The organism is Streptomyces sp. NPDC008079 (assembly GCF_042957385.1).
Classification (GTDB): Bacteria; Actinomycetota; Actinomycetes; order Streptomycetales; family Streptomycetaceae; genus Actinacidiphila.
The window spans coordinates 96,181-121,118 of record NZ_JBIBIC010000016.1 but is presented as its reverse complement, the minus strand read 5'-3'; the positions used below and the strand labels follow the sequence as shown (position 1 = coordinate 121,118).

21 protein-coding genes and 1 pseudogene are annotated in these 24,938 nt (G+C 73.4%); 11 read left to right on the top strand and 11 right to left on the bottom strand.

Going from position 1 to position 24,938, the window contains the following annotated elements; all coding sequences use genetic code 11:
* Positions 1-97 precede the first annotated feature (97 nt).
* Genes ACFZAM_RS27875 through ACFZAM_RS27865 form a run of 3 tightly spaced genes read left to right on the top strand, consistent with a single transcriptional unit; the run spans position 98 to position 3,013 of the window.
* A complete protein-coding gene (locus ACFZAM_RS27875) occupies positions 98-880 on the top strand; it encodes a WHG domain-containing protein (RefSeq protein ID WP_391050200.1) in 783 nt (260 codons plus the stop codon).
* Between the two features lie 58 nt (positions 881-938).
* On the top strand, positions 939-2,351 hold the full coding sequence (locus tag ACFZAM_RS27870) for a histidine kinase (protein WP_391050199.1): 1,413 nt from the start codon (positions 939-941) through the stop codon (positions 2,349-2,351).
* Complete coding sequence (locus tag ACFZAM_RS27865; RefSeq protein ID WP_391050197.1) at positions 2,348-3,013, top strand: response regulator; 666 nt, start codon at positions 2,348-2,350, stop codon at positions 3,011-3,013. Before ACFZAM_RS27870 ends, ACFZAM_RS27865 begins: the two co-directional genes overlap by 4 nt.
* Here the strand turns inward: ACFZAM_RS27865 and ACFZAM_RS27860 are convergent.
* Together ACFZAM_RS27860 and ACFZAM_RS27855 are read right to left on the bottom strand one after the other, a co-directional pair.
* Positions 2,974-3,420 carry a DUF6332 family protein gene (locus ACFZAM_RS27860; protein WP_391050195.1) on the bottom strand — a complete coding sequence of 149 codons (447 nt, stop codon included), beginning with the start codon at positions 3,418-3,420 and terminating at the stop codon, positions 2,974-2,976. The genes ACFZAM_RS27865 and ACFZAM_RS27860 overlap by 40 nt on opposite strands.
* A gap of 184 nt (positions 3,421-3,604) precedes the next feature.
* Positions 3,605-5,182, bottom strand: a complete 1,578-nt coding sequence (locus ACFZAM_RS27855; RefSeq protein ID WP_391050193.1) for an MFS transporter — start codon at positions 5,180-5,182, stop codon at positions 3,605-3,607.
* 87 nt (positions 5,183-5,269) lie between these two features.
* On the opposite strand from ACFZAM_RS27855, the gene ACFZAM_RS27850 reads away from it, so the two are divergent.
* Positions 5,270-5,665, top strand: a complete 396-nt coding sequence (locus tag ACFZAM_RS27850) for a MarR family transcriptional regulator (protein ID WP_355343865.1) — start codon at positions 5,270-5,272, stop codon at positions 5,663-5,665.
* A gap of 35 nt (positions 5,666-5,700) precedes the next feature.
* On the opposite strand, the gene ACFZAM_RS27845 is transcribed toward ACFZAM_RS27850, so the two are convergent.
* From ACFZAM_RS27845 to ACFZAM_RS27835, 3 genes are all read right to left on the bottom strand, one after another.
* Positions 5,701-6,486: a maleylpyruvate isomerase family mycothiol-dependent enzyme gene (locus ACFZAM_RS27845; protein WP_391050191.1), complete on the bottom strand. Its 786-nt coding sequence runs from the start codon at positions 6,484-6,486 to the stop codon at positions 5,701-5,703.
* 62 nt (positions 6,487-6,548) lie between these two features.
* Positions 6,549-6,962, bottom strand: a complete 414-nt coding sequence (locus tag ACFZAM_RS27840) for an SCO4225 family membrane protein (RefSeq protein ID WP_391050189.1) — start codon at positions 6,960-6,962, stop codon at positions 6,549-6,551.
* 157 nt (positions 6,963-7,119) lie between these two features.
* Positions 7,120-8,466 carry an MFS transporter gene (locus tag ACFZAM_RS27835; protein ID WP_391050187.1) on the bottom strand — a complete coding sequence of 449 codons (1,347 nt, stop codon included), beginning with the start codon at positions 8,464-8,466 and terminating at the stop codon, positions 7,120-7,122.
* A gap of 17 nt (positions 8,467-8,483) precedes the next feature.
* Between ACFZAM_RS27835 and ACFZAM_RS27830 the strand changes: the two genes are divergently transcribed.
* Positions 8,484-9,716: an ROK family protein gene (locus ACFZAM_RS27830; RefSeq protein WP_355343876.1), complete on the top strand. Its 1,233-nt coding sequence runs from the start codon at positions 8,484-8,486 to the stop codon at positions 9,714-9,716.
* 1,066 nt (positions 9,717-10,782) lie between these two features.
* On the opposite strand, the pseudogene ACFZAM_RS27825 reads toward ACFZAM_RS27830, so the two are convergent.
* A pseudogene (locus ACFZAM_RS27825) lies at positions 10,783-11,508 on the bottom strand (DUF2797 domain-containing protein); the annotation flags it as partial.
* A gap of 228 nt (positions 11,509-11,736) precedes the next feature.
* On the opposite strand from ACFZAM_RS27825, the gene ACFZAM_RS27820 reads away from it, so the two are divergent.
* Positions 11,737-12,057, top strand: coding sequence for an SHOCT domain-containing protein (locus tag ACFZAM_RS27820; protein WP_391050185.1), 321 nt, complete (start codon positions 11,737-11,739; stop codon positions 12,055-12,057).
* Positions 12,058-12,317: 260 nt separating this feature from the next.
* On the opposite strand, the gene ACFZAM_RS27815 is transcribed toward ACFZAM_RS27820, so the two are convergent.
* The gene (locus ACFZAM_RS27815; protein WP_391050183.1) at positions 12,318-12,827 is read right to left on the bottom strand and encodes an ATP-binding protein; all 510 of its coding nucleotides are present in this window, start codon (positions 12,825-12,827) and stop codon (positions 12,318-12,320) included.
* A 250-nt stretch (positions 12,828-13,077) separates the two neighbouring features.
* Between ACFZAM_RS27815 and ACFZAM_RS27810 the strand changes: the two genes are divergently transcribed.
* A complete protein-coding gene (locus tag ACFZAM_RS27810) occupies positions 13,078-14,307 on the top strand; it encodes a pyridoxal-phosphate dependent enzyme (protein ID WP_391050181.1) in 1,230 nt (409 codons plus the stop codon).
* 54 nt (positions 14,308-14,361) lie between these two features.
* On the opposite strand, the gene ACFZAM_RS27805 is transcribed toward ACFZAM_RS27810, so the two are convergent.
* Positions 14,362-14,769: a Rid family hydrolase gene (locus ACFZAM_RS27805; protein ID WP_391050179.1), complete on the bottom strand. Its 408-nt coding sequence runs from the start codon at positions 14,767-14,769 to the stop codon at positions 14,362-14,364.
* 349 nt (positions 14,770-15,118) lie between these two features.
* On the opposite strand from ACFZAM_RS27805, the gene ACFZAM_RS27800 reads away from it, so the two are divergent.
* From ACFZAM_RS27800 to ACFZAM_RS27790, 3 genes are all read left to right on the top strand, one after another.
* A complete protein-coding gene (locus ACFZAM_RS27800) occupies positions 15,119-15,808 on the top strand; it encodes a molybdopterin-dependent oxidoreductase (RefSeq protein ID WP_391050177.1) in 690 nt (229 codons plus the stop codon).
* Positions 15,792-16,496 carry a cytochrome b/b6 domain-containing protein gene (locus tag ACFZAM_RS27795; protein ID WP_391050175.1) on the top strand — a complete coding sequence of 235 codons (705 nt, stop codon included), beginning with the start codon at positions 15,792-15,794 and terminating at the stop codon, positions 16,494-16,496. Before ACFZAM_RS27800 ends, ACFZAM_RS27795 begins: the two co-directional genes overlap by 17 nt.
* A 126-nt stretch (positions 16,497-16,622) precedes the next feature.
* Entirely contained in the window at positions 16,623-18,026 is a 1,404-nt protein-coding gene (locus ACFZAM_RS27790) for a hypothetical protein (protein ID WP_391050174.1), read from the top strand.
* A gap of 92 nt (positions 18,027-18,118) precedes the next feature.
* Here the strand turns inward: ACFZAM_RS27790 and ACFZAM_RS27785 are convergent, their stop codons facing one another.
* Positions 18,119-18,964 (bottom strand): DeoR/GlpR family DNA-binding transcription regulator, encoded by an 846-nt coding sequence (locus ACFZAM_RS27785; protein WP_188286022.1) that lies wholly within the window; start codon positions 18,962-18,964, stop codon positions 18,119-18,121.
* 393 nt (positions 18,965-19,357) lie between these two features.
* Here ACFZAM_RS27785 and ACFZAM_RS27780 point away from each other — a divergent pair, with 393 nt between their 5' ends.
* Positions 19,358-21,784 carry a hypothetical protein gene (locus tag ACFZAM_RS27780; protein WP_391050277.1) on the top strand — a complete coding sequence of 809 codons (2,427 nt, stop codon included), beginning with the start codon at positions 19,358-19,360 and terminating at the stop codon, positions 21,782-21,784.
* Here the strand turns inward: ACFZAM_RS27780 and ACFZAM_RS27775 are convergent.
* A complete protein-coding gene (locus ACFZAM_RS27775; RefSeq protein WP_355343896.1) occupies positions 21,754-24,165 on the bottom strand; it encodes a right-handed parallel beta-helix repeat-containing protein in 2,412 nt (803 codons plus the stop codon). The two genes, ACFZAM_RS27780 and ACFZAM_RS27775, sit on opposite strands and share 31 nt — an antisense overlap.
* 118 nt (positions 24,166-24,283) lie before the next feature.
* Positions 24,284-24,913: a hypothetical protein gene (locus ACFZAM_RS27770; protein WP_391050171.1), complete on the bottom strand. Its 630-nt coding sequence runs from the start codon at positions 24,911-24,913 to the stop codon at positions 24,284-24,286.
* Positions 24,914-24,938: the final 25 nt, after the last annotated feature.

Below are 24,938 nucleotides of genomic sequence, written 5' to 3'. Positions count from 1 at the left end.
TCTCACTTGAGAACAGTGTGCCAGCGCCTCGTGAGAAAAAGCAAGAGCACTGCTCTCTTTCTTGGCTGATGCTCTTGAAGATGGCACACTGGCTGCCATGAGCGTGATCAGAGGAGCCAGGGAACGGGCGAGGATCGAAGTCACCGCGGCCATCAAGGAAGAGGCCAGACGCCAGCTCGCCGCCGAAGGAGCGGCGCGGCTCTCGCTGCGCGCGGTCGCACGCGAACTGGGCATGGTCTCATCCGCCCTCTACCGCTACTTCCCGAGCAGGGACGATCTGCTCACCGCTCTCATCATCGACGCCTACGACGCGATCGGCGCGGCGGCGGAGGACGCCCTGGCGAGCGCGGTGGAGCAGGGCGCGGCACCGGCCGACCGATGGGTCGCGATCTGCCGCGCCGCCGGCGAGTGGGCCGTCGCCCATCCGCACGAGTACGCGCTGATCTACGGCTCACCCGTACCCGGCTACACCGCGCCGCTCGACACCATCGGCCCCGCCTCCCGCGCCGCCCTGGCCCTGTTCTCCGTCGTCCGCGACGCCCACCGCGACGGCCTGCTCACGCAGCCGCCCGGCAATCCGCTCGCCGCCCCCGTCCGCGCCGACGCCGCCCGGCTCGCCGCGGAACTGGCCCCCGATCTGCCGGTGCGGACGGTCGCCGCGCTCGTCGCCGCCTGGGCGCAGCTCTTCGGGCTGATCAGCTTCGAGGTCTTCGGCCAGTTCAACCGGGTGGTCGAGGCCCGCCGCGAATTCCTCGAACTGGCAGCCGCGGGACTGGCTCGCCAAGTCGGCCTCGGCGCCCCCGCGAGCGCCTCGGCGGACACCCCTGACGACATACCCGCGGACGCGTCGGCGACGGACGGCGTACTCCCCGCGAAGTAGTCGCGGTGCCCCCGTACAGCGGACGCCGCCTCCCGGACCGCGGTCTAGCGTGGAACGCATGAGCCACGAGGAGCCGACAGGGCCGCCGCGCCACGGAATTCCGTTCGCGCGGCCCGTCTGGATCCCCGCACTCGCGCTGGCCTTCGTCCAGGTCGTCGGCACCCGCGTGGCATCGGGCCACCAGACCGGCCGGGTCGGCCTGGACTGGCTCGGCTACCTGCTGCTGCTCGCGGGCCCGGCACTCCTGCTCCTCCGCCGCCGCGCGCCGGTCGTCGTGGCCGCCGCGACCTGCGGCGCGACGCTGCTCTACATCACGCTCGGCTATCCCTACGGCCCGGTCTTCGCCAGCCTCGTCGTCGCCTTCTTCAGCGCCGTCGCCGCGGGCCACAGAAGGGCCGTGCCGGCCATCGCCCTGGTGTTCCTCGCCGGACACACGCTGATCGGCCAGTGGCTCTACCGCTACCTGCCGCCCTCCGGCGACGGCCGCGCGTCCTGGGCGGCGACCTCCGCGGCCGGTGCCTGGCTGCTCGCGGTGCTGGCCGCCGCCGAGCTGTACCGGGTACGGCGCGAGCAGATCGCCAGGGACCGCCGTGAGCGGGCCGAGGCCGAGCACCGCAGGGCCGACGAGGAGCGCATGCGGATCGCCCGCGAACTGCACGACGTGCTCGCGCACAGCATCTCGGTGATCAATGTGCAGGCGGGCGTGGCCCTCGCGTTGATGGACGAGCGGCCGGAGCAGGCGCGGACGGCGCTGGTCACCATCAAGGCCGCCAGCAAGGAAGCGCTGGGCGAGGTACGGCAGGTGCTCAGTACGCTCCGCGCCCCCGGCGAGGCACCGCGCTCGCCCGCACCGGGCCTCGACCGGCTCCCCGAACTGGTCGAACAGGCGGGCTCCGCGGGCCTGAAGGCCGAGGTCACCGTCGACGGCGCACCGGCCCCGCTGCCGCCCGGCGTCGACCTCGCCGCCTTCCGTATCGTGCAGGAGGCGCTGACGAACATCGTGCGGCACTCCGGCTCCCGCGCCGCCCGTATCCGCCTCGGCTACCGGTCCGGCAGCGTGGAAGTGACGGTCGACGACGACGGACCCGCCGTCGCGGGCGGCGAGAGCGGCGGGGGCAACGGCCTGGTCGGCATGCGCGAGCGGAGCGTCGCGCTGGGCGGCACGCTGGAGGCGGGCCCGCGCCCCGACGGCGGCTTCCGGATCCGCGCGCTGCTGCCGATCGTCGCGCCGGGCGTACCGGCCGGCGGCACCGAGGCCCCAATCGGCCCGACGCCCGGACCCTCCGCCCCGGCCGACCGCCCCGAGGGCCCGATCCCACCGGCCGCCCCGCCGGCGCCACGCGCCGTACGATCGGGCACGGCCGAGCCGCTAGAGGGGGACCACCGCGCCGACCGGCCCACCCCCGCCGACGGAGCCGCTGAGGCGACCGAGTTCACCAAGGCCGCCGAGGCCACCGAGGAGCGTTCGTGATCCGCGTGCTGCTGGCCGACGACCAGGTGCTGGTACGCGCCGGATTCCGCGCGCTGCTGGACGCGCAGAGCGACATCGAGGTGGTGGGGGAGGCGGCCGACGGCGAGGAGGCGCTGCGGCTGGTCCGCGACATGACCCCCGACGCCGTGCTGATGGACATCCGCATGCCGCTGACGGACGGTCTCGCCGCCACCCGCCGGATCACCGACGACCCGGCGTTGTCCGAGGTCAAGGTGGTCATCCTCACCACCTTCGAACTCGACGAATACGTCTTCGAGGCGATCCGCGCCGGAGCCTCCGGCTTCCTGGTGAAGGACACCGAGCCGGAGGAACTGCTGCGCGCGGTAAGGGCGGTGGTGGAGGGCGACGCGCTGCTGTCGCCCGGTGTGACCCGACGGCTGATCGCCGAATTCGCCGCTCGTTCCAAGGAGCCCGCGCAGGCGGTCGGCCTGGACCAACTCACCGAGCGGGAAAGGGAAGTGATGGCGCTGGTCGGCATCGGGCTGTCCAACGACGAGATCGCACGCCGCCTCGTCGTGAGCCCGCTCACCGCCAAGACGCACGTAAGCCGCGCGATGGTGAAACTCGGGGCGCGCGACCGGGCCCAACTGGTCGTGATGGCCTACGAGTCCGGGCTCGTCCGGCCCGGCTGGCTGGGCTGACCCGACGTCACCGACCCACCGCCCGAAGGCGAACGGCCCGCCGCCGTACCCCACTGCGCCCCCGTATCAGGACCGGTTCCGGCGCCCGACTCGGCGCCCGCGCCCCTCTCGGCGCCCGCGTCCGCGCCGACCGGTGCCCCGGGTAACGGAATCCGCTCGTGCAGCGCGTGCCCCCGCTGCTCGAAGCGGCGGAGCGTCAGGGCGACGCGCCCGCAGAAGGCGGCCGCGGCGACGATCACCGCGGCGGTGAACCACCCTTCGCGGGCCGTGCCGTGGGCCTCGTCCGCCATGACCGGGCTCACCACCGCCAGAAATCCGACCGCCGCCAGCACGGCGCCCGACACCATGGCGAAGACCATTTCGACTGTGATGGCGTCGCGTTCCGCTTGCGTACGGCTTCCGCGCATCCCCCGCCCCTCCCGTCGCAATCGCGATGCGGCCAAGTCTGCCATGGCACGACCGGCCCCGCGCGATGCCTTTTCGCGCGGGGCCGGTCGTCAAGTGCCCGGATCACCAAGGGAGTCGGAGGACGCCGGAAGGGACGCGGGATGGGAATCGCACAGTCGGCCGAGCGGCCGGCCGACCGGGTGATCAGTCGCGCACGGCGACCTGTTCCGATTCGTCGGCCGCCTCGGCGGAGCCCGCGGAACCGACAGACCCCGTGGCAGCCGCGGAACCGGCGGCGCCGGACCGTCCCGCGCCCCCGTTCTCGAAGTCGGCCGAGGACGCGACCAGGATGCCGTAGGACGCCTTCCTGCGGGTGAACAGCCCGGACAGGGTCAGCAGCAGGCCCACCAGACCGATGCCGGTGACGACCCACAGGCCGGGCCGGTAACTGTCGAGAATGGCCTGCTTGTTCGCCGGGTGATCGCCGCCGGCTGCGGTGACCACCGCGGTGACCACGGCCAGGAAGATGGCGCCGCCGACCTGAAAGGAGGTGTTGAGCAGCCCGGAGACCATGCCCTGCTCATGGTCCTTGACGCCGTTGGTGGCCTGGATGTTGAGGGAGGGGAAGGCCAGCGCGAAGGCGGCGCCGAGCAGCAGCATCGACGGCAGGATGGCCGCCGCGTAGTTCGGGTCCAGATTGATCCGGAGGAAGAGGATGTAGCCGATGACCAGCGAGGTGAAGCCGACGGCGATCACCCGTGGCGTGCCGAACCGGTCCACGATCGGGCCCATCCGGGTGGACAGGACGGCCACCAGTGAGCCCGCGGGCAGGAAGGCGAGCGCGGTGTGCAGGGCGCTCCAGCCCAGCACGTTCTGCATGTACTGCGTGACGAGGAACTGGAAGGCGACGTACGAGCCGAAGAAGGTGGCGCCGCCGAGGTTGGCCCTGATCTGGCTGGACGAGCGCAGGACGCCGAGCCGGATCAGCGGGGACGAGGAGCGGTGTTCGATGGCGACGAAGGACGCGAGCAGGACGGCGACGGCGGCGAAGGAGACCAGCGTGCGGGCCGAGGCCCAGCCCGCCTCGGACGCCGAGACCACGGTGAACACCAGCAACAGCATCGAGGCCGTGCCGGTGACGGCGCCCGGCAGGTCGTATCCGCGGCCCTTGCCGCTCTCGCGCGGGCTCTTCGGGATGAGCTTCAGACCGGCGGCGAGGGCGATCAGCGCGACCGGCGCGGGCAGCAGCATCGTCCAGCGCCAGCCCGCCTCGGTGAGGAAGCCGGAGAGCACCAGGCCCATGGAGAAGCCGGTGGCGCCGCAGCTCGAGTAAATGGTGAGGGCGCGGTTGCGGACCGGGCCCTCGGCGAAGGTCGTGGTGATGATCGACAGTCCGGCGGGCGCGGTGAACGCGGCGCTGAGGCCCTTGATGAAGCGGGTCGCGATCAGCAGTTCACCCGAGTCGACCAGGCCGCCGAGCAGTGAGGCGACGGCGAAGACGCCGAGCGCGATGAGAAAGACGCGGCGCCTGCCGAGCAGGTCGGCCGCGCGGCCGCCGAGCAGCAGCAGGCCGCCGTAGCCGAGGATGTAACCGCTGACGACCCACTGGAGCGAGGACGTGGAGAGGTCGAGGTCGTGGGCGATCGAAGGCAGCGCCACGCCGACCATCGACACATCGAGTGCGTCGAGGAAGAGCGCCGCGCAGAGCACCAGGAGCGTGCCCCACTGCAGGGCACTCCATCGCTCCTCGGTGCGGGGGACGGTAGGAGACGGAGAGGTCATGGAGGCGAGACTTACATGCGCACGCATTCAATGCAAGCGCATTTAATGTCCGTGCATGAAGGGTTCGCTTTCTGCTACCGTGCAGACATGACCGGCGACAAGGGTGAGCGGGCGCTCGTGGACGAGTGGCGGCAGATCCTTGCCGTTCACGCGCGCACGGCATGTGAACTCGACCGTGCGCTGCACCAGTACGGGCTCGGCGCCAGCGACTTCGAGGTGCTGGACCTGCTCGCCTCCGGCGACCCCCAGGACGGCGGCTGCACCTTCCGCGTCCAGGAGCTGGCCGACCGCGTCCACCTCAGCCAGAGCGCGCTGTCCCGGCTCGTCGCCCGGCTGGAGAAGGACGGTCTCGTCGACCGCGGCATCTGTAGTGAGGACCGCCGGGGCGTACGCGTCGGCCTCACCGAGACCGGCCGCGCCCGTTACGAACAGGCCCGCCCCTGCCACCGCGCCGTGCTGGAACGGATGCTCGTCCAGAGCTGACCCCGTTCGTCAATCCGCGGGCCCCGGTCCGTTCGTCAGGTGATCTTCGCTGTCCGACGCCACAGCTCCACCAGCGCGTCGTCACCCGTCACCGCCGACAGCCGCTCGTACGGCCCGCGGTTCCACAGCGCCAGATAGAGGTCGGCCGCCGAGCCGGTGACGGTGCAGTCCGCCTCACCGGGCGCGTCGCGCTCCGCGGTCGGGGCCTCGGACGAGAGCCGCAGCAGCCACTCGCGGGCGCCGCCCGGCACATCGGTCGCCCGGACCCGCAGCGTGCGCGGCCGGTCGGTGCGGAGCCTGGCCCGCCGCCTGGCCTGGAAGCCGGTCAACAGTTCGTCCACGCCGTCCGCCGCGAAGCCGGTGGCCACCGGGGACGGGTCGCGGCCGAGCGCCGCCTCCGCGTCGATCCGGTGGATCGTCGTCTCATGGGCCTGGCGCCGCGCCCAGAAGGCCAGCGGCGAGGGCGCCGCCAGGAAGAACCAGCACGTCAGATCGGCCGGGGCGGCGACCAGCGCTTCCGTGAGCCGCCGATGCGTACCCCGGTACCAGTCCACCAGCTCCGGGTCGTCGGGCACCGCCGGGTCCAACGGCTCGCGCTCCATGCGGCCTTCGGCGACGTACCCGGTGGCCCAGCGGTGCACCGCGCCGGTGTGCGCCAGCAGGTCGCGCACCCGCCAGCCGGGACACGGCGGCACGGGCGCGTCGAGACCGGCGCCGCCCGCCGCGTCGGCGAGCAGCGTGCCCTCGTCGCGCAGCGTGTCGATGAACTCGGCTGTCTCCATGCTCCCCGTCCGCTTCCCCGTCCGCTGATCGCTCTCCATGCGCGGATTCTCGCAGGACGGTCACCGTGCGGGCGAGGGAGTAAACGGGGCCGGCGGCCCGCTCAGCGGGTGGGCCGGGCGCCCGTCTCCGCGGCCGTCGAGCCGTCGGCGGAGCGCTCGCCCCTGGTGTCGGCGCGGCGGCGGGCGTACCGGGCCGCGAAGCCGAGCAGTACGGCGTTGAGCGCCGCGGAGACCAGCGCGGCCACGACGGTCAGCGTCCAGCCGGACCAGCCGAAGGCGGTGCCACGGGTGTCCATGCCGCCGACCGCGGCGAAGAGCGCCCAGATCAGCGGCGTCCACGGCAGGGTCAGCAGCACCAGCAGGACGGCGGTGAGCGAGGCGTTGCGGTGCGAGAAGGCCGCCGTGTCCAGCAGCATCAGCGCCAGCGCGGCGCCGACGACGTACAGATAGCCGCGGGAGATCCGTTCCCGGTGCAGCGGGCCGGTGGCGGTGGTCAGCCAGGACGGTATGCGCATCGCTCCTCCTTGCGGTTCCGAACCCGTACGGTTCCGGCCCGTGAGGCTCCGACGCCTTCGCCCCGCCCGGTCTCCGGGCCCTACGCTTCCGGCAGTGGATCTCGCGGCCGGGGACCAGCATGCCGTGATACGTGGCGGTGAGCGCCTGTTCCGTCGGTCACTTCTCGGCGCGCGCGGCGCTGTTCCGTACGCCGTAGGCGATGGCCGCCGCGACCGCGGCCAGGGCGGAGACGGTGGTCAGCGCGGTGGGCAGGCCGACGGCGTCGGTGAGGAAACCGATCGAGGGCGGGCCGAGCAGCATGCCGCCGTAGCCGAGGGTGGAGGCCGCCGCGACGCCGCCGGGGCCGGTCAGTTCGCCCGCCCTGGCCATGGCGGTGGGGAAGAGGTTGGCCAGGCCGAGCCCGGTGACGGCGAAACCGGCCACCACGACCGGGGTGGACGGTGCCAGCGCGCCGATCAGCATCCCCGCGGAGGCGGTGAGGCCGCCCAGCACCAACGCCCGTGTCTGTCCGAGGCGTTCGATCAGCGCGGTACCGGAAAGGCGGCCGAGCATCATCGCGCCCGCGACCGCCGCGTAACCGGCCGCCGCGATGCTCGACCCCCCGTGCAGATCCTGCTCGATGTGCAGCGGCCCCCACTCGGCGAGCGCGCCCTCGCCGTACGCGGAACACGCCGCGATCAGCCCGAAGAGGAGGACGATCAGCCCCGTCCTTGCGGGCCTGCCGGGCGCGGTCTTCGCGACGGGCGCGTGCACCGGGTCCGTCGCCGTCGCGGTGACCGCGTCGGCAGGTGCCGCGGTGGTACGGGCCGGGCCGTCCGCGAGCGGCGGTTCCGTACGGGCCTGTACGGGTCCGGCCGTCTGGCGTGCCGCGACCGCCGACGGCTGCCGCAGCGGGTGCGCCAGCAGGACGCGTCCGGCGAGGAAGACCGTCAGCAGGCCGATCGGGGTGAGCAGCAGCAGGTGCGTGGCGGCCGACAGGTGCGGTGCCAGCAGGCCGCCGAGCCCCGCGCCGAGCAGCCCGCCCATGCTGTACGCCGCGTGGAAGCTGGACATGACCGGGCGGCGCATGGCCGCGACCAGGTCGACGGCGACGCTGTTGATCGCCACGTTCATGCCGCCGTAGGCCACCCCGAACAGCAGAAGGACGAGGCCGAGGGCGAGTGCCGAGTGCGTCCTCGGGGGCAGGGCGATGCTCAGGGAGAGGAGGATGCCGGTCAGCACCGTCACCCGGCGGCTGCCGAAGCGGCGGCAGAGCCGTCCGGTGAGCACCATCGTGGCGATGGCGCCGACGGAGACACCGAGCAGCGCGAGGCCCAACTGACCGGCGGTCGCGCCGGTCTGGGCCTTGATCGCGGGAATGCGGACGACCCACCCGGCGAAGAGGAAGCCGTCGACGGCGAAGAAGACGGTCAGGGCGACGCGCAGGCGGCGTAGGGCAGGAGAGGGTGGGGGAGTGTGGTGGGATCGGCCGAGGGCCGTCCCTATTTTGTTTAGCGTCGGCACAAAGTCAGAATAGAGGGGTGACACAGATTCGGACAAGGCTTGAGAGGGGTCGGGGCGCGCTCGGCCCGGCACTCTCCCTCGTGCACACCGGCCGCGCGGCGACCCGCGCCCTGCTCACCGCGGAGCTCGGAGTGACCCGCGCCACCGCCGGGGCGGTGGCCGCGGAGCTGGAGGCACTGGGACTGATCCGGGTCGACACCCGGCCCACCGGCCCCTCCGGCGCGCAGGGCCGTCCCTCGCACCGGCTCGACGTGGCCCCCGGCGGACCGGTCGCGCTCGCCGCCCAGGTGCACGCCGACGGATTCCGGGCCGCGCTGGTCGGACTCGGCGGCGAGATCGTCGCCACCGCGCCCGGCTCCATGACCGTGCACGCCGACCCCGCGCATGTGCTCGCCGCGGTCGTGGAGGCCGGAGCGGAGCTGCTGAGCGCGTCGGGCCGGGTCTGCGTCGGCGCGGGCCTCGCCGTACCGTCCGCCGTCGCGGAGCCCGAGGGCACCGCACTCAACCCGCTGCACCTCGCGTGGCCCGCGGGCGCCCCCGTACGGCAGGTGTTCGCGAGCCAGATCGCCCGCGTCGGCATCACGGGACCCGACGGCGACCCCGTCCCCTCCTTCATCGGCAACGACGTCAACGTCGCCGCGCTCGCCGAACACCGGCACGGCGCGGGACGCGACGCCCAGCACCTGCTCGTCGTCGCCTCCGGACACCGCGGGGTCGGTGGCGCCCTGGTCCTCGACGGCCGTCTGCACACCGGCAGTTCAGGGCTCGCCCTGGAGGTCGGCCACCTCACCGTGCTGCCCGACGGACGCCCCTGCCACTGCGGCAGCCGCGGCTGTCTCGACGTCGAGGCCGACCCGCTGGCCTTCCTCGAAGCGGCCGGTCGCGCGCCCGGGCCCGAGGGCTCGCTGCTCCAGCAGTCCATCGACCTGCTCCGCAGGGAGTACGACGACCCGTCCGACCCTTCCGTCCGCGACGCCGCGCACACCCTCATCGACCGCCTCGGGCGCGGTCTGGCCGGACTCGTCAATGTCCTCAACCCCGATCGCATCCTTCTCGGCGGCCTGCACCGGTATCTGCTGGACGCTGATCCGGAGCGTTTGCGGGCTGTTGTCGCCGATCACAGCCTTTGGGGGCGCAGCGGTAGTGTGCCGCTGCTCGCTTGCGCTCTGGACCACAACAGCCTTGTCGGGGCGGCGGAGTTGGCGTGGCAGCCGGTGCTGGATGATCCGCTGGCGCTGCTGGGCGGGTGAGGGGTGCCCGTTCGTTTGGCGGGTCGCCGCTGTGTGCCTTGTCTTTCCCGCCCGCCCGCCCCTGCGGGTGCTTTTTCGTCTGCGGGTGCCGCTTGTGCCTGGGTCGGTGCCGGTCCGGGGCACCTCCTCGGGGGACGAACGTGTCCGCACTTCGATGACGTCCAGCCCCTGTCTGTTCGTCCCCCTGCGGGGGCACCCCGGCCCGTCCCCTTCCGGTACGTCGGCGTCCGCCTGTCCGGTGGGGGTGGCGGAGGGGGGTGGGTGGGAGCTCGGCCCCTACGCTCCCCGACCTCCCGGCGGGGTGGGCGAAAGGGGGTGGGTGGGCTCGGGTACGTCGGCGTCCGACGGTCCGCTGTGGTGGGGCGGAGGTGGTGGGTGGGGGTGAGGTCGTTGGCGTCCGCCTGTCCGTGGGGGGCCGGGGTGGGTGTCCAAGATTGTGAGGGTGCCCCGGGTGTCTTCCGCCCTGAGGGGGCGCTCTCCGTCGATCCCACGGTGGAGGAACGGCCGGGCGCCGTCGCCGGTCTTTGGGACTTTCCTCAGCCACAGCGGACCGTCGGACGCCGACGTGCCCGAGCCCATCCATCCCCCTCCCGCCTACGCGGGCGGGTCGGGGGGCGCAGGGGCCGAGCCCCCACCCACCCCCCTCCCCGGCAACCCCCACCGGACCGTCGGACGCCGACGGGCGAGGAGGGGACGGGGCGGGGTGCCCCCGCAGAAATACGTTGACGGCCGGGTACCGGATGCGCGAAGGCCAGGTGATACGGATTTCGAGGAGGTGCCCCGGACCGGCACCGACCAGGCACAGGCGGCACCCGCAGACGACAAAACACCCGCACGGGTGGGCGGGTGGGCGGGCAAGACGGGCCGCGCAGCGGCGAGCCCTCAGAAGAGCGGCGGGGGCTTGCTTGGCCGGCGCGGTCACGGCCGTCGGGACGTCCGTTGGCGCGCCGTGCGGCGCGCGCAGCAGGGGCCAGCCCTGGGCGAGCCGGGTGTCAAGCAGCAGAAGGCGGCCCGGGCCTTCCGCCCCCTCCGGCTCCGAGACCCGCACGTAGACGTCGTAACCGGCCGCCGCCCTGACCGTCCCGGTCACCGTGCTGCCCGGCGGCAGCGCGGTGATGCGGGCGGCCGGAGGCGGGAGTTGACCGGGGGAGAGGCCGAACAGGACGACGTGGTCGACGACTTCGCAGGGCCGAGCCCGCAAGGTGTCGGGCAGCAGGCCGGCCACCGAGGCGTGCAGGCCGCGCAGTTCGGCCGCGCGGGCCTCCGCGTCGGGCAGCGCGTGGCGGGCGGCGCGCTTGGCCGGAGCGGAGACGCGGTCGGGGACGCCGAGGGCCGCGCCCAGGATCGCCTCGGTACGGCGGGCCGTCATCAGGGGCCCCTCGCCGAGGAAGGTGAAGCAGACGGCGGCCTGCTCCCGCAGCCTGGCCGCGCCGCGTTCGGCCGCCGTGATGCCCACCTTGAGCAGTCCGGGGCCGAACCAGGCCAGATAGACGGCGTACGGCCGCGGATCGTCCGCCTTGGTGTCGGCCGCCACCGAATACGAACGGTCCAGCGCCGCGCACCGCTCGCACTGGTCGCGCCGTACGTCGGGAGGCAGCCGCGCGCCGTAAGGACACGTCACGTACCTGCTACCGCGCCACACCCCCGCGCAGGTGCGTACCGCGTCCGCGCCGACGGCCAGGGACAGCGGTTCACCGAGCCGCAGCGGGCTCGACCGGCCGCGGTGCACCGGATGCCACCACGTCCACTCGGGACCGCCCTGACCCCAGCCCAGTCCCGTGCAGCGCCACATGTCCCCGACCCTAGGGCAGGGGTACGACAGCACCCGCCCTCGACCGCCGGCGCCGGTGCCCGCGCCGCCGGGAGCAGCGCCGGGAGCAGTGCCGGGGCCGCCGCGTACTCCGCGGGTGGTAGCGCGGGTGCCGCTGGCCGTACGACGACGGGCGGCCCGTGGAGGACGAGGCTCTGTGGTGTCGGAAGAAGCCTCCCGACACGGCATCCACCGAGGAGTTGACGAGCGATGAACACCCTGGCTTGGCATGACGGCGGGCCCGGCCCGTGGATCCTGTTCCTGCCCCTGATCTGGGCGGCCGTGGTCGTCACCGTGATCACCGTGCTGCGCCGCACCGTCTGGCGCGGACGCGGGCGCGGCGGCCCCCGGCGGGCGGCGCCCTGGCGGTCGGAGGCGGTCAGCGAGGCCGCGGAGAACTCGCCGGTCACCCTGCTCGGCCGCCGCTTCGCCGCGGGCGAGATCGACGAGGACGAGTACTGGCGCCGACTGTCGGTCCTGGACGAGCGCTTCGGCCGTGACCTGCGCGAGGGCAAGGGCGGTACGGCGTGAGCGCGCTGCCCAGCGGCCCGCGCGACGGGCGGCCCGGCTGGACGTCCTACGGGCCGTCACCACCGAGTGAGCCAGCGGGACACGGCGGCCCGGCACGACAGCGGGACACGACAGCGGGGCACTGCGGAGGAGCGCGCGCACAGACGGACCGGCCGTCGTATCCGCACGGGGGGATACGACGGCCGGTTCCGTGGCCTCGCGGATCGCCGCGCAGGCACCGTACGGGATCGCCGTGACGGGCGGCCTGCGCACCGGGTCGGTCAGGCGACCGGTACGGCGATACTGGCGGCGACGGCGGCGATGCGCTCACGCGGGGGCTCGAAGGCCACAGCGGCACGCAGCGGGACCAGCGACGGCCGCGGCATCGGTGTGCGGAGCACGAACCACACGACCTTGCCGCCGTCCTCGGGCAGCAGATCGGTGCCCCAGCTGTCGCTCACCGCCTCCACCATGGCCAGCCCGCGGCCGGCGGTCGCCAGCGGCTCCGCGGCGGCCGGTGCCAGCTTCGGCAGCCTCGGGTCGTTGTCGGTGACGGCCACCGTGAGGCGGTCGGACGCGTGCGACAGACGCACCGAGCAGTGCTTGTCGGGCTTGGCGTGGCGGTGGACGTTCGCGAGCAGTTCGCTGATGCCTAGCGACGCCGCGTCGATCAGCGGGTCGAGGCGCCAGTAGCGAAGCTGGGCGGACACGATGCGCCGGATCTGCTGGATCCGGTACGGATGCGCGTCGAGTTCGAGCGCACACTCTCTGTCGGTTTGGTCGGCTTGCATGATCACGGCTGCGACTCCCTCCGCGGCGGGGGCCGGAACACCGCGGGGCGGGTCCGGGACGTACGCCGCTCCGATGGGAACACCTGAGCGAAAATGCGTAGAGTGACTGCTACAGCACTCCGTGATGCGATTTCAGAGTCTCCCCAGGTGGCCGAATCCGCAACTTCCGGGACCGTCGCCCGCCTGCGCAAAGGCCGACGGGCCAGTACTGGACCGCTTTCCGGTGGTTTAGACGCTTATGATCCACGGCATGGACGCGAACGATTCGGACGAGACCGGCGAGCGATCGGACGGGGCGAGCGGCGCGGGAAGAACCGCCGAGGGGGCCGGAGCGGCGGGGGCGACCGGAGCGGCCGGGGCGGGTGACCGGGCGGGCGGCCGTACCGGCACGGTGGACGTCGACCGCACCGACACCGGCTACCGCGCCTGGCTGAAGGAAGCCGTCCGCAAGGTCCAGGCCGACGCCAACCGGTCCGCCGACACCCACCTGCTGCGCTTCCCGCTGCCCGAGTCGTGGGGCATCGACCTCTACCTCAAGGACGAGTCCACCCACCCGACCGGCTCGCTCAAGCACCGCCTCGCCCGCTCGCTCTTCCTCTACGGGCTGTGCAACGGCTGGATCCGCCCCGGCAAGCCGGTCATCGAGGCGTCCAGCGGCTCAACCGCCGTGTCCGAGGCCTATTTCGCGGGTCTCATCGGCGTGCCCTTCGTCGCGGTCCTCCCGCGCACCACCGCGCACGAGAAGCAGCGGCTGATCGAATTCCACGGCGGCCGGTGTCATCTCGTGGACGACCCGCGCACGGTCTACGAGGTCTCCGCGCGGCTCGCGGCCGAGACCGGCGGGCACTACATGGACCAGTTCACGTACGCCGAGCGCGCCACCGACTGGCGCGGCAACAACAACATCGCCGAGTCGATGTTCCAGCAGCTCCGCCGTGAGCGGTACCCGGACCCGGCCTGGATCGTCGCCACCGCGGGGACCGGCGGCACCTCGGCGACCATCGCCCGCTATGTGCACTACATGCAGCACGACACGCGGATCTGCGTCGCCGACCCGGAGAACTCCTGCTTCTTCGACGGCTGGCTGACCGGTGACAAGTCCGTTTCCTGCGAGCGGGGTTCACGGATCGAGGGGATCGGGCGGCCGCGCATGGAGCCGAGCTTCGTGCCCGGCGCGATCGACCGCATGATGAAGGTCCCGGACGCCGCCTCGGTCGCGGCCGTACGCGCCCTCGACACGGCCATCGGCCGCAAGGCGGGCGGTTCCACCGGGACCGGGCTGTGGAGCGCCTTCAAGATCATCGCCGAGATGGTCGCGGAGGGTCGCACCGGCAGCGTCGTCACCCTGATCTGCGATCCGGGCGACCGCTACCTCGACAAGTACTACTCCGACGCCTGGCTCGCGGCGCAGGGCCTGGACATCGCGCCGTACGCGGCGGCGATCGACGCCTTTCTGGCGGACGGCAGTCGGCCGGATTGACGCCACGTCAGATACGAGGTCGGCGCGCGGTCCGGCGCCGGGCCCAGCGCCTGATCAGATCGCCGCCAGCGCGTCGATCTCCACCCGGAACGCGGGGTTGACCAGCCCGGCGACCCGTACCAGGGAACACGCGGGGAGCCTCTGCGGGGCCAGGAATTCGTCCCGCACCCGCCGGAAGGCGGCGAGGTCGGCGAGATCGGTGAGGAAGACGGTGAGCTTCACGATCCGGTCCGGCGTCGCGCCCGCGGCGGCCAGCGCCGCCACGAGATTGACGAACACCTGCCGGATCTGGGCCTCGGCGTCGTCCCCGCCGACCAGCGTGCCGTCCGCGTCGAGCGGCACCTGACCCGACACCGCGACCATGCGCCCGGTGAACGCCACCGCGTGGCTGTACCCGTTGACCGGCGGCAGCCCTTCCGGCCGCTCGTAGTGCGCGATGCCCGACTGATCCTTGTCACCCATGACCGGCATGGTGGCACAGCCGGGTGCCGGTCCCCGCACCCGCACCCGCCGCGACCTCGCGGAACGCACAGCGGACGCGGATAAACGGACCCGGATGTGACGAAACTCTGACGGAGGCCCGCCGACCCTGGCCAGCGGGCCTCCGGCGTGCTCGAATCGAGGAATGGAAGACAGCACGTCCCACCCGGTGAGGTCACCGGAACCGCTTCCGCCGTCGGCAGTCCCGCACACCCCGCAATCGCCGGACACCCCCAGAACGCCGGACACCCCCCAACCGCGGGACACCCCGGACTCGCAGGACGCCCAGGACTCCCCGGAAGGCGCGGAATCGGAAGGGCGCGGCACCCCCGTGGGTCGCCGAGTCATCCTCGGCATGCTGGGACTCGGCGCCGTCGGCGTCGGCGTGGGCAGCGCCGTCCAGGGCAAACTCGACACGATCCTGGCGTCGGTCAGCGCCAAGGACCCCACCGGGGTGACCGGACTGCTGCCCGGCGGCGGCGGTTTCCGCTTCTACTCGGTGTCCAACTCCATCCCGCACCGGGGCGAGAACGACTACCGGCTGACCGTCGGCGGCCTCGTCGACAAGCCCGCCTCGTACCGCCTCGCCGATCTGCGGGCGCTGCCGCAGGTGCGGATGGTGCACGACGTGCAGTGCGTCACCGGCTGGCGGGTGCCGAGCACCGCCTTCTCCGGGGTGCGGCTGTCCACCCTGCTCGACGCGGCGGGCGTCCAGGCCAAGGGCGGGGCGATCCGCTTCAGCTGCTTCGACGGCGTCTACACCGAGAGCCTCACCATGGAGCAGGCCAGGCGGCCCGACATGCTGGTGGCGCTCACCATGAACGACAAGCCCGTCACCGACGCGCACGGCGGACCCGTACGGCTCTACGCCGCGCCCATGTACTTCTACAAGTCCGCCAAGTGGCTGTCCGGAATCACGGTCACCAAGGACGTCCAACCCGGCTACTGGGAGCACTACGGCTATGACGTGGACGGATGGGTCGGCACGTCGAACGGCCGCCATGATGACCCCACTACGTGAGGCACGGGCCGTCACCGGGCTGCGCCGCTTCACCCGCGCCGAGACCTGGGTGCACCGCTCACTGGCCTGGCTGATGGGCGTGTGCGTGTTCACCGCCGCCTGTCTGTACTTCCCGCCGCTGTCGGAGATCGTCGGCCGCAGACGGCTGGTCGTCACCGTTCACGAGTGGTCCGGCATCCTGCTCCCGGTACCGGTGATCCTGGGACTGGCCTCGCGCGCCTTCCGCCGGGACGCGAGCGGGCTCGGCCGGTTCTTCCCGCACGACTGGCGCTGGCTGCGCGCCGCGCTGCGCACCCGCAGGCGCGAGCCGAGCCTGGCGGGCAAGTTCAACGCGGGCCAGAAGCTCTTCGCCGCCTTCAGCGTCGGCGCGGTGCTGGTGATGATCGGCAGCGGGCTGATCATGTGGTTCCCCCGGATGTCCCCGCTGCTCTACCGCACCGGCGCCACCTTCGTGCACGACTGGCTGGCGCTCCTGCTGGCCGCCGGGATCACCGGACACGTGTGGTTCGCCAGCAAGGACCCCGAGGCGCGGCGCGGCCTGCGCACCGGCTACGTACCGCGCTGGTGGATCAAGGAGGAACACCCGCTGTGGCAGCCGGAATCCCCGACCGAGGGTGACGGGGAGGGGAGCGGCGGCGGCCGTGCTCCGGGGAGGACGGGGAAGACCACGGCGCGCGGGCCGCGCTGAACTCCTGGGCGCCCGCGGCCGGTTCGCGGTCGCACGTACCTTTCGCGGCAGTTCTGTTACGGGCCGGACACCGGGCGGTCGCTCCGGGGCCACCGGGGTTTCGCGGGACGCGCCTAGCGTCGCCGCATGACGACGTCTCAGGTGACGCGGCCCCCGGCGGGCGACCCGTCGGCGGTGGTGGCCGTAACGGTCAGGCAACCGGAGACGATACGCGCGCCGCGGCGCGGCCTTCGACGGGGGAAGGCCGGGCCGCGGCGGCTCGGTACCAGGGCCGTGACGGCGCTGGCGCTGCTGGCCGCGCTGTGCGCCGTCGCGGTCGCCGGGGCGATCGGCGTACGGTCCGACACCGCGGGCCTGCGGGACGCGGTGACCCAACGGGCCGCCGTGGCGGGTCAGTTGCGCTTCGCCCTGGCCGACCTGGACGCCCAGCGGGCCGACACCCTCGCACCGGGCAGATCCGCCACCGACGCACAGGTCGAGGTCGGCAACCAGCTCATCGCGCTGATCACCGCGCAGCAGCGGCGCGCCGAGATCAGCGACCTGCTGCGGCAGCTCGCCGCCGACCGCTCGCAGAGCGTCCGGGTGCGGGACCTGCTCGACGGGCTCGGCCGTTACGACGACCTCAGCGGCCGGGCCGCCTACGTGGACGAGCAGCAGCCCGACCGCACCGCGGGCCAACCGCCGCCGCGCGCCGTGGCGATGAACGTCCAGGCCGGGCAGATCATGCACGACCAGCTCCTGCCCGAGGCCACGGAGCTGTCCGCCGGGTACGAGGCGAAGGCGGCGCAGTTGGAGTCCGCGGCCCACTCGGCCGCGCTGCGCTGGGCCCTGGTCATCGGTGCCGTCGGCCTGCTGATGCTCGGCTTCCTCCTGTGGTGGCAGTGGGAACTGGCCACCGACTACCGGCGGTTGTTCAGCCCGGCGCTGGTCGCGGCCACCGTCGCCGCGCTGCTCGTCACCCTCGTGGGCACTCTCGCCCTCACCTCGTCCGCCGACGCCGTGACCGCGGCCGGCCGCGAAGGGCTGCGCCCCTGGTCCCGGCTGGCCGAGGCCCGCGCCACCGCCGCGCAGGCCGCCGCGAGCGAGAGCCGCTGGTTCGTCCACGACGCCGCCTACGGGGTCGCCGACCAGCGGCAGTTCGACGGTCTGGTCAAGCGACTCGACGCACTGCTCAGCCCCGACGGATACGCCACCGCGGCCGAACGCGCCGCGTACGAGGACGTTCTCACCCGCTACGGCCACTTCCTCGCCGACGACAAGCGGCTGCGGTCACTGAAGTCGCGGGGCAGGACGGACGAGGCCGCGGTTGTCCTGACCAATGTCGGACGCGGTGACGTGGCCTTCGACTTCTGGGACTTCGCCACCACCCTGGACGCCCTCGCGGGCCGTCAGCTCGACGACTTCGACACGCACGCGAGGGCCGCCCACGACGATCTGGCGGGCTGGCCCCAGATCCCGGCGGGCGCGCTCGGCGCGGCCGGTGTGCTGGTGCTCCTCGCCGTGCGCGCACGCTTCGCCGAATACCGCTGAGCCGCTGGACGGACTGAGCCGAGGACCTGGACGGCCTGAGCCGAAGCCCTCTACGAACTGAGCCGAAGCCCTGAACACCCTTAGCCGGGCCTTCAGTTGTCGGCCGCGCCCGTCGAGCCCTCCGGCTCCTCGGCGACCATCAGCTCCGACAGGTGCTCGGCGATCTCCGCGCGCAGCACCTCGGGAATGCCCGCGTCTGTCACGAGAGTGTCCACGTCCTCCAGCGAGGCGAAGGAACTCAGGCCCACCGTGCCCCACTTGGTGTGGTCGGCGATCACCACGACGCGGCGGGCGGACCGTACGAACTGCCGGTTGGTCTCGGCCTCCGCGAGGTTCGGCGTCGACAGGCCCGCCTCCACGGAGATGCCGTGCACGCCGAGGAAGAGCAGGTCGAAGTGGAGGGACTGGATCGCCCGGTCCGCGACAGGGCCGACCAGCGTCTCCGACGGGGTGCGCACACCACCGGTGATCACCACGGTCGCGCTCGCCTCGCCGCTGTGGGCGCCGGTCCGCCGCTGCCCCGACTGGAAGACGTCCGCGACCCGCACCGAGTTGGTGACCACGGTCAGATCCGGCACATCCAGCAGATGGTGGGCCAGCGCGAAGGTGGTCGTGCCGCCCGCCAGCGCGATGGCGCTGCCGGGCGTGACCAGGGTCGCCGCCGCCCGCGCGATGGCCTCCTTCGCGCCCAGCTCAAGCGCCGACTTCGCCTCGAAGCCCGGCTCGTGGCTGCTGGCCTCGACGACCGGCACCGCGCCGCCGTGCACCTTCTCCACGACACCCTGCCGGGCCAGCGCGTCGAGATCGCGCCGCACCGTCATGTCGGAGACGTTCAGCCGCCGCGTCAGCTCGTTGACCCGGACACCGCCGCGCCGCCGCACCTCGTCGAGGATCAGGGCCCGCCGCTGCTCCGCGAGCAGGTTCTGGTTGTCGCTCACCCGTGACCCCGTCCCGTCCGTCTCGTTGTCCGCGATGCCGTCCACCGACGTGCTGCGGTCATCTTTCCATGAGCGGCGACATCGCGTGTACGTCAGGTGACCGGACCGGTACGACTTCCGACCATCGACATCACGATTACGGCACGGCTGCCGGGCCTGACGGCTGCCCGCGGGCCGGGCGGGCACCACCGGAGGGAACAGCGAGGGACGGGGGACGCGGTGTCACCACGAACGGGAGCGGGAGCGGAAGGCGGAACGGACGCGCGGGCGGCGGAAGCGGAGGCGAGAGCCGAAGCGGAACCCGAGGCGAACACCGGACCCGAAGCCGGTACGTGCGAGACGCTCGCGCTGGAACTCCTCGTCCACGGAGTCGGCGGCACCACCCCCGCCCTCATGCTCGACGACTCCCGCATCGTCTGCGTCGCGGGCGACGACATCGCCGGGTTACACCGCCGCGTCCGCGACGCCGACGCCGAGGAGCACCCCGAGGAACACCGCGACGGCCCGGTGGCCGAGGCGTACTGCTGGTCCAACCTCACCTCGGGCAACGGCAGCCGCGCGCTGTGGCTGCTGCTCCTGCCGTTCATGATCGCCAACCTGGCGCACTGGATGCGCCCGCCGTCCACCCGGCACCGGCTGCGCCGCGGCTACGACGTCCTCGTCCGGCTGATCGCGCTGACCCTCACCGTGCTGCTGGTCGCCGCCGCCTGCGAAGTCGCCCTCGACATCGTCGCGTGGCAGTGCGCGGGCCGGGCCGCCTGCGCCCGCGACAAGGCGTGGCTCGGCTTCGCGGCCGTCGAGCGCGGAGGCTGGTGGAGCGAGCCAGGCCGCCGCCTCGCCCTGGCCGCCACCGCACCGCTCGCCCTGACCTGCCTGCTGTGGTGGCTGTCCCACCGCACCTGGTACGCGTACGAGTCGCAGCGCCCGAACGACCGGCAGGCCCCGCCGCCCGGCTCCGGCACCCCCGCCCTCGCGCTGCCCGGATTCTGGTACGGCCGCCGGTCCGTCGCCCGGCTGCGCACCGCCCACACCGCCGCCGGCCTGCTCACCGTCGCCGCCGCCCTGTGCGTCCCGGCCCTGCGCTACGACCACGGGCACGGCGGGCGGGCGCTCCCGGCGGTCGGCTGGACGCTCGCCGGGCTGCTCGCTGTGCTCGGTACGGCGGCCGTCGTCGCCGCGTGCCGGGCCCGCCGTACCGAGAACGACGTGGACGACACCACCGACCGGCTCACCACGCGGGTCCTGCTCAACGGCACGGCGGCGGCACTGACCGCGGCCGTCGTCTACGGCGCCTGGCACCGGCCCGGCTGGACCTCCGCCGGACGGCTGCCCGCCGCCCAGACGTTCACCGCGCTCACCGTGCTCCAGGGCGCGCTGATCGCCGCGCTCGCGGTGACGGCGCTGCTCCTGCACCGCTCGCCTCCGCCGGAGTACGCGCCGACGTCCGCGGCCCCTCGCGGGTCCGCCGACGCGCCCAACGACGCGCCCGACGATTCACCTGACGACGCGCCTGACGACGTGCCTGACGACGCCCCCGACGGCCTGCCCGCCGACCGCGGGGTCGCGCTGCGCGGGCTCGCCGGGCCCGCCGTCGCGCTGCTGGCCTGCGCGATGGGCGGAGTGCTGACCGGCGGGGTGGCGCAGCGGTGCGCGGACTGGCTGGACCGGGGTCCGACGCCCGGCGAGAAGGGCAGCTCGCTGGCCGGGCCACCCGCCGTGCTGACCTGGGAGGCGTCCGTGATCCCCGCCGTGCTCGCGGTGCTCCTGCTGTGCGCCGCCGCGGTGATGTGGCGGCTGCGGCGCCGGGAGCGGGAGCTGCGCGCGGAGGTCGAGCGGATGTACCCGGACGAGCCGCACCACAGGACCAGGACCCGGCAGATCGCCGGGACCCTCGCCCGCGCCGGGCTGACCGACAGCGCGCCGATGCTGATCGCCGTGGTGTGCGCGGCGTCGTTCGCCCTGGGCGCCGGGGCTCTCGTGGGCGCCCTGCGCTCGGGCCGCACACCGGGGGAGACCGCCGCCGGGGCGCCGGGCGTCCTCGACGCGGTCGCCGGCACCGCGCAGGCGCTCGGCTCCTGGATGGTCGGCGCCGGAGTGGTGGCGCTGATCGCGCTGGGACGGCGGGCGTACCGCGACGCCTCCGCGCGCCGCACGGTCGGCATCCTGTGGGACGTCGGCACCTTCTGGCCGCGCGCCGCGCACCCCTTCGCGCCGCCCTGCTACGCCGAGCGCGCGGTGCCCGACCTGAGCTGGCGGATCCAGACCTGGACGCGGCGCACCGGCGGCCGGATCATCCTGTCCGGCCACTCGCAGGGCAGCGTCCTGGCCGCCGCCGCGGTCTGGCAGCTCGACCCGGCCACCCGCGCCCGCGTCGCCCTGCTCACCTACGGCTGTCCGCTGGCCCGGCTCTACGGCCGCTGGTTCCCCGCCCACTTCGGGCCCGACCGGCTGCGCGCGCTGCACGATGACATGCACGCCTGGCGCAATCTGTGGCGCCGCACCGACCCGATCGGCGGCCCCGTCCACCTCGGCGCCCGCTCCAACGCACAGGGCGAGCACGGCAGTTCGGCCGCGCCGTACGTCGACCGGGGTCCGCTGCTCGACCCCGTCGCGTACGGCCGCAGTCTGTACCACCCGCTGCCGGAACCGGTGCTCGGGCACTCGGACTTCCAGGCCGACCCGGCCTTCGCCGAGGAACGCACGGCGCTGCTCGCCGAGTTGGCGCGGTCAGGGCCGGAGCGGGCCGTACGGTCCGCCCCGGCGCCGACCGCGCTGCCCGCGCTGCCCGCTCAGGGCAGCTCCGGCAGATCCTCCGGGTAGAGCAACTGGAGCTCCTCGTGCGTGGGTTCCTCGACCTGCGCCAGCCGTCCCGCGTGCCGCTCGACCATCGCCTCGAACGTCTGCCGGGCCGCGCGGCCGTTGCCGAACCCCGGACCCTTCGGGATCGCGGTGAAGTACTTGAGCAGCGCCTCGCCCGCGTCGTCCGCGAGTTGGTACTCCTGCTCCAGGACCTGCGACTCCACGATCCGCAGCAGCTCCTCCGCGGTGTAGTCGCCGAAGGTGATGGTCCGTGAGAAACGCGACGCCACACCGGGGTTGGAGGCGAGGAAGCGCTCCATCTCCGCGGTGTACCCGGCGACGATCACCACCACCGCGTCCCGGTGGTCCTCCATCAGCTTCACCAGCGTGTCGATCGCCTCGCGTCCGAAGTCCCGCCCGGAGTCCTCGGGGGCCAGCGCGTACGCCTCGTCGATGAACAGCACACCGCCGCGGGCCCGTTCGAACGCCTCCTGGGTACGGATCGCCGTCGACCCGATGTGCTCGCCCACCAGGTCCACCCGCGCCACCTCGACGAGATGGCCGCGCTGGAGCACGCCGAGCGACGCCAGGATCTCCCCGTACAGCCGGGCCACCGTGGTCTTGCCGGTGCCGGGGGAGCCGGTGAAGACCAGGTGGCGGCGGAGCGAGGGCGCCTTCAGCCCGGCCTCCTGGCGGCGGCGGCCGACCGCGATCAGGTCGATCAGCGTGCGCACCTCGCGCTTGACGCTGTCCAGGCCGACCAGCGCGTCCAGGTCGCCGAGCACGTCGTCACTGTCCCGCGCGACCTGCTCGGGCGGCGCGGTCTCGGCCACCGGACGCTGCTCGGGAACACCGCCGAGCAGCCCGTACGACTGTGTCGCCGCGGCCTGCTGCACGGTCGCGGCGCCCGAGGGCACCGGCACCGGATCGGCCTCCGTCGCCGCCCGGTCGCTGGTGCAGTCCTCGGTGACCGGGCCCGGCTCGGCGAATTCGTAACCGCCGCGCGCACAGCGCTCGGTACGGCAGCGGGTCAGCGTGGACCGGCAGCCGTCGATGATGTGGAAGCCGTAGCCGCGGCTGCCGGTGACCCGGACGGCGGTGAAGGTGCCGCGGCCCTCGGCCGAGACGTAGATGCCGGACTCGGCCGCGTTGGTGACCGTGCAGCGGTCGAGCGCCGGGTCGGCGCCCTTGGTGACGATCACCCCGGTCGCGGTGTCGTCGATGGTGACCTGCGCGAGCGTGCCGCCGCTGCCGTGGTCGCGGAACCAGGCGCCGGTGGCGGCCTCCCGGATCCGGCAGTCGTCGAGCTGGACGTTCGCGCCGTCGCTCACCGACACCGCGGTGTTGCGGATCTGCGAGAAGTCGGTGTCCACGACATCGGCGCGCGAGCCCCGGTCCAGGACGAAGAGCGCGTCCGGCACGTCGTGGACCCGGCAGGAATCCAGTATGGCCACGGCGCCGTCGCTCACCCAGACCGCCGGGTAGTCGCCCGTACTGTCGTGGATCTCGCACTGGTTGGCGTCCACGCGGGTGCCCGGGTCCCACACCGACAGGCCGTTGCGGCCGAAGCGGCGGACCTGGCAGCGGGTCAGCGTCAGCACCGAACGCGCCCGCAGGTCGACCGCGTTCTCCGGGATGTCGTGGATGTCGCAGTCCGCCATCGCCAGCACCCCGTCGGTGTCCAGCGAGATGCCGTCGCCGGTCGTGCGGTGCACCTGGCAGTCGGTGAAGTGCGCGGAGGCGCGCGCGGAGACCTGCACACCGCTGCCGCGGATCTCGTAGACCTCGCAGCCCACCGCCTCCAGGGCGCTGCCCTCGCCGGTCACCGACAGGCCGGAGCCCGAGGTGTTGTGCACCCGGCAGCGCTCCAGGCGCGGCGCGGCCCCGCCGCGTACGGCGATCCCGCTCTGGCCCGCGGCGACCACCTCGCACTCCTCGAACAGCCCGCCCGCGGCGTCCAGCACGCTGATCCCGAGGCCGCCCGGATTGTCCACCGTGCACTGCCGCACCGTGGGCCGGGCGCCGTCGCGCACCTCAAGGCCCACGGCGGAACGGGTGTTGATCCGCAGGCCCGTCAGCTCGGGCGCGCACGCCTCGACGAGCAGCGCGGCGGCCGAGATGTCCTGGCCCTCGACCACGAGGTCCTGGACGGTCGCGGCGGCCCGTACGGTCAGCGCCACGCCCGAGGCCGGGGCGATCCGTACCGTCCCGGCGCCGTCGGCGCAGCGCAGTGTCACCGCGCGGTCCAGCACCAGATTCTCCCGGTAGGTGCCTGAACTCACCGAGAGGATGTCACCGTCCGCCGCCGCTTCGACCGCGGCGGCCAGGGACTCGTACTCGCCCGTGCGGCGGCGCCACCGCGAGCTGTTCGGATTGGTCACCTGGACCACGCCATGTGCCATCGGGCTGCTGTGCCCCCACCTCTTGCATCTGCTGACCGGGGACCCACCGTAGCGTGCGCGGAAGGCGGCTGTTGACGAACACCGGTCCGCCCGCGGTCCCGCCCGGTCGTCGCGCCGCTCAGCCGCCCGCTCCCGCGCGGCCCCAGTCCTGGCCGACGCGGGCCCAGTCCCGCTCCCAGCTCGTCAGCCGGCGGCTCATCAGCCGCCACATCACCAACTGCCGTACGATCATCAGGAATCCGGCGGCGGACGTCGCGGCCGCGGTGCCCGCCAGCACGGAGTGCGTGGCGGCGGTGGCCGAATCCAGCGGTGGCGCGACCAGTTCGCCCGAGCGGTCCGTCCACAGCCAGATACCGCCCTTGCGCCAGACCTCGATGTCGCCGGGCACCGTCGCGCTGTAGACGGATTCGCCGTCCGGGGACTTCCAGCGCAGCAGATCGCCGCGGCGCGGATCGGCGGTGCCGACCTTGTCGGCGACCACGGGCGTCGTCGTGTCCGGCGGATCCAGCACGGTGGCGGGGACCAGCCGCCGCTGCGCGTTCTCGGTGCGCACCACCCGCTGGAGGGCCCGGTCCACCGAACTGCCCGCCCACCAGCCGAGCGCGGGGGTCGCGCAGAGCAGCACCACGGTGGCCACGCCGAGCCATGCCTCGACGACATCGGAGCGGCGCCGCAGCGGATTGCGCCGCCACCGCCAGCCGAACTTCCTGAGCCGTGTGCGGTGACGCTGCCGACTCTGGCGATTCATGGACGGACCCCCTTCACACCCGTTC

What these genes read in the sequence shown, in the direction of transcription:
- ACFZAM_RS27860 (WP_391050195.1), bottom strand. Translation starts at nt 3,420, where the DNA reads ATGCGCGGAAGCCGTACGCAAGCGGAACGCGACGCCATCACAGTCGAA.
- ACFZAM_RS27820 (WP_391050185.1), top strand. Translation starts at nt 11,737, where the DNA reads ATGAACACCCTGGCTTGGCATGACGGCGGGCCCGGCCCGTGGATCCTG.
- ACFZAM_RS27770 (WP_391050171.1), bottom strand. Translation starts at nt 24,913, where the DNA reads ATGAATCGCCAGAGTCGGCAGCGTCACCGCACACGGCTCAGGAAGTTC.
- ACFZAM_RS27875 (WP_391050200.1), top strand. Translation starts at nt 98, where the DNA reads ATGAGCGTGATCAGAGGAGCCAGGGAACGGGCGAGGATCGAAGTCACC.
- ACFZAM_RS27795 (WP_391050175.1), top strand. Translation starts at nt 15,792, where the DNA reads ATGACCCCACTACGTGAGGCACGGGCCGTCACCGGGCTGCGCCGCTTC.
- ACFZAM_RS27850 (WP_355343865.1), top strand. Translation starts at nt 5,270, where the DNA reads ATGACCGGCGACAAGGGTGAGCGGGCGCTCGTGGACGAGTGGCGGCAG.
- ACFZAM_RS27790 (WP_391050174.1), top strand. Translation starts at nt 16,623, where the DNA reads ATGACGACGTCTCAGGTGACGCGGCCCCCGGCGGGCGACCCGTCGGCG.
- ACFZAM_RS27815 (WP_391050183.1), bottom strand. Translation starts at nt 12,827, where the DNA reads ATGCAAGCCGACCAAACCGACAGAGAGTGTGCGCTCGAACTCGACGCG.
- ACFZAM_RS27810 (WP_391050181.1), top strand. Translation starts at nt 13,078, where the DNA reads ATGGACGCGAACGATTCGGACGAGACCGGCGAGCGATCGGACGGGGCG.
- ACFZAM_RS27840 (WP_391050189.1), bottom strand. Translation starts at nt 6,962, where the DNA reads ATGCGCATACCGTCCTGGCTGACCACCGCCACCGGCCCGCTGCACCGG.
- ACFZAM_RS27775 (WP_355343896.1), bottom strand. Translation starts at nt 24,165, where the DNA reads ATGGCACATGGCGTGGTCCAGGTGACCAATCCGAACAGCTCGCGGTGG.
- ACFZAM_RS27780 (WP_391050277.1), top strand. Translation starts at nt 19,358, where the DNA reads ATGCTCGACGACTCCCGCATCGTCTGCGTCGCGGGCGACGACATCGCC.
- ACFZAM_RS27855 (WP_391050193.1), bottom strand. Translation starts at nt 5,182, where the DNA reads ATGACCTCTCCGTCTCCTACCGTCCCCCGCACCGAGGAGCGATGGAGT.
- ACFZAM_RS27805 (WP_391050179.1), bottom strand. Translation starts at nt 14,769, where the DNA reads ATGGGTGACAAGGATCAGTCGGGCATCGCGCACTACGAGCGGCCGGAA.
- ACFZAM_RS27870 (WP_391050199.1), top strand. Translation starts at nt 939, where the DNA reads ATGAGCCACGAGGAGCCGACAGGGCCGCCGCGCCACGGAATTCCGTTC.
- ACFZAM_RS27845 (WP_391050191.1), bottom strand. Translation starts at nt 6,486, where the DNA reads ATGGAGAGCGATCAGCGGACGGGGAAGCGGACGGGGAGCATGGAGACA.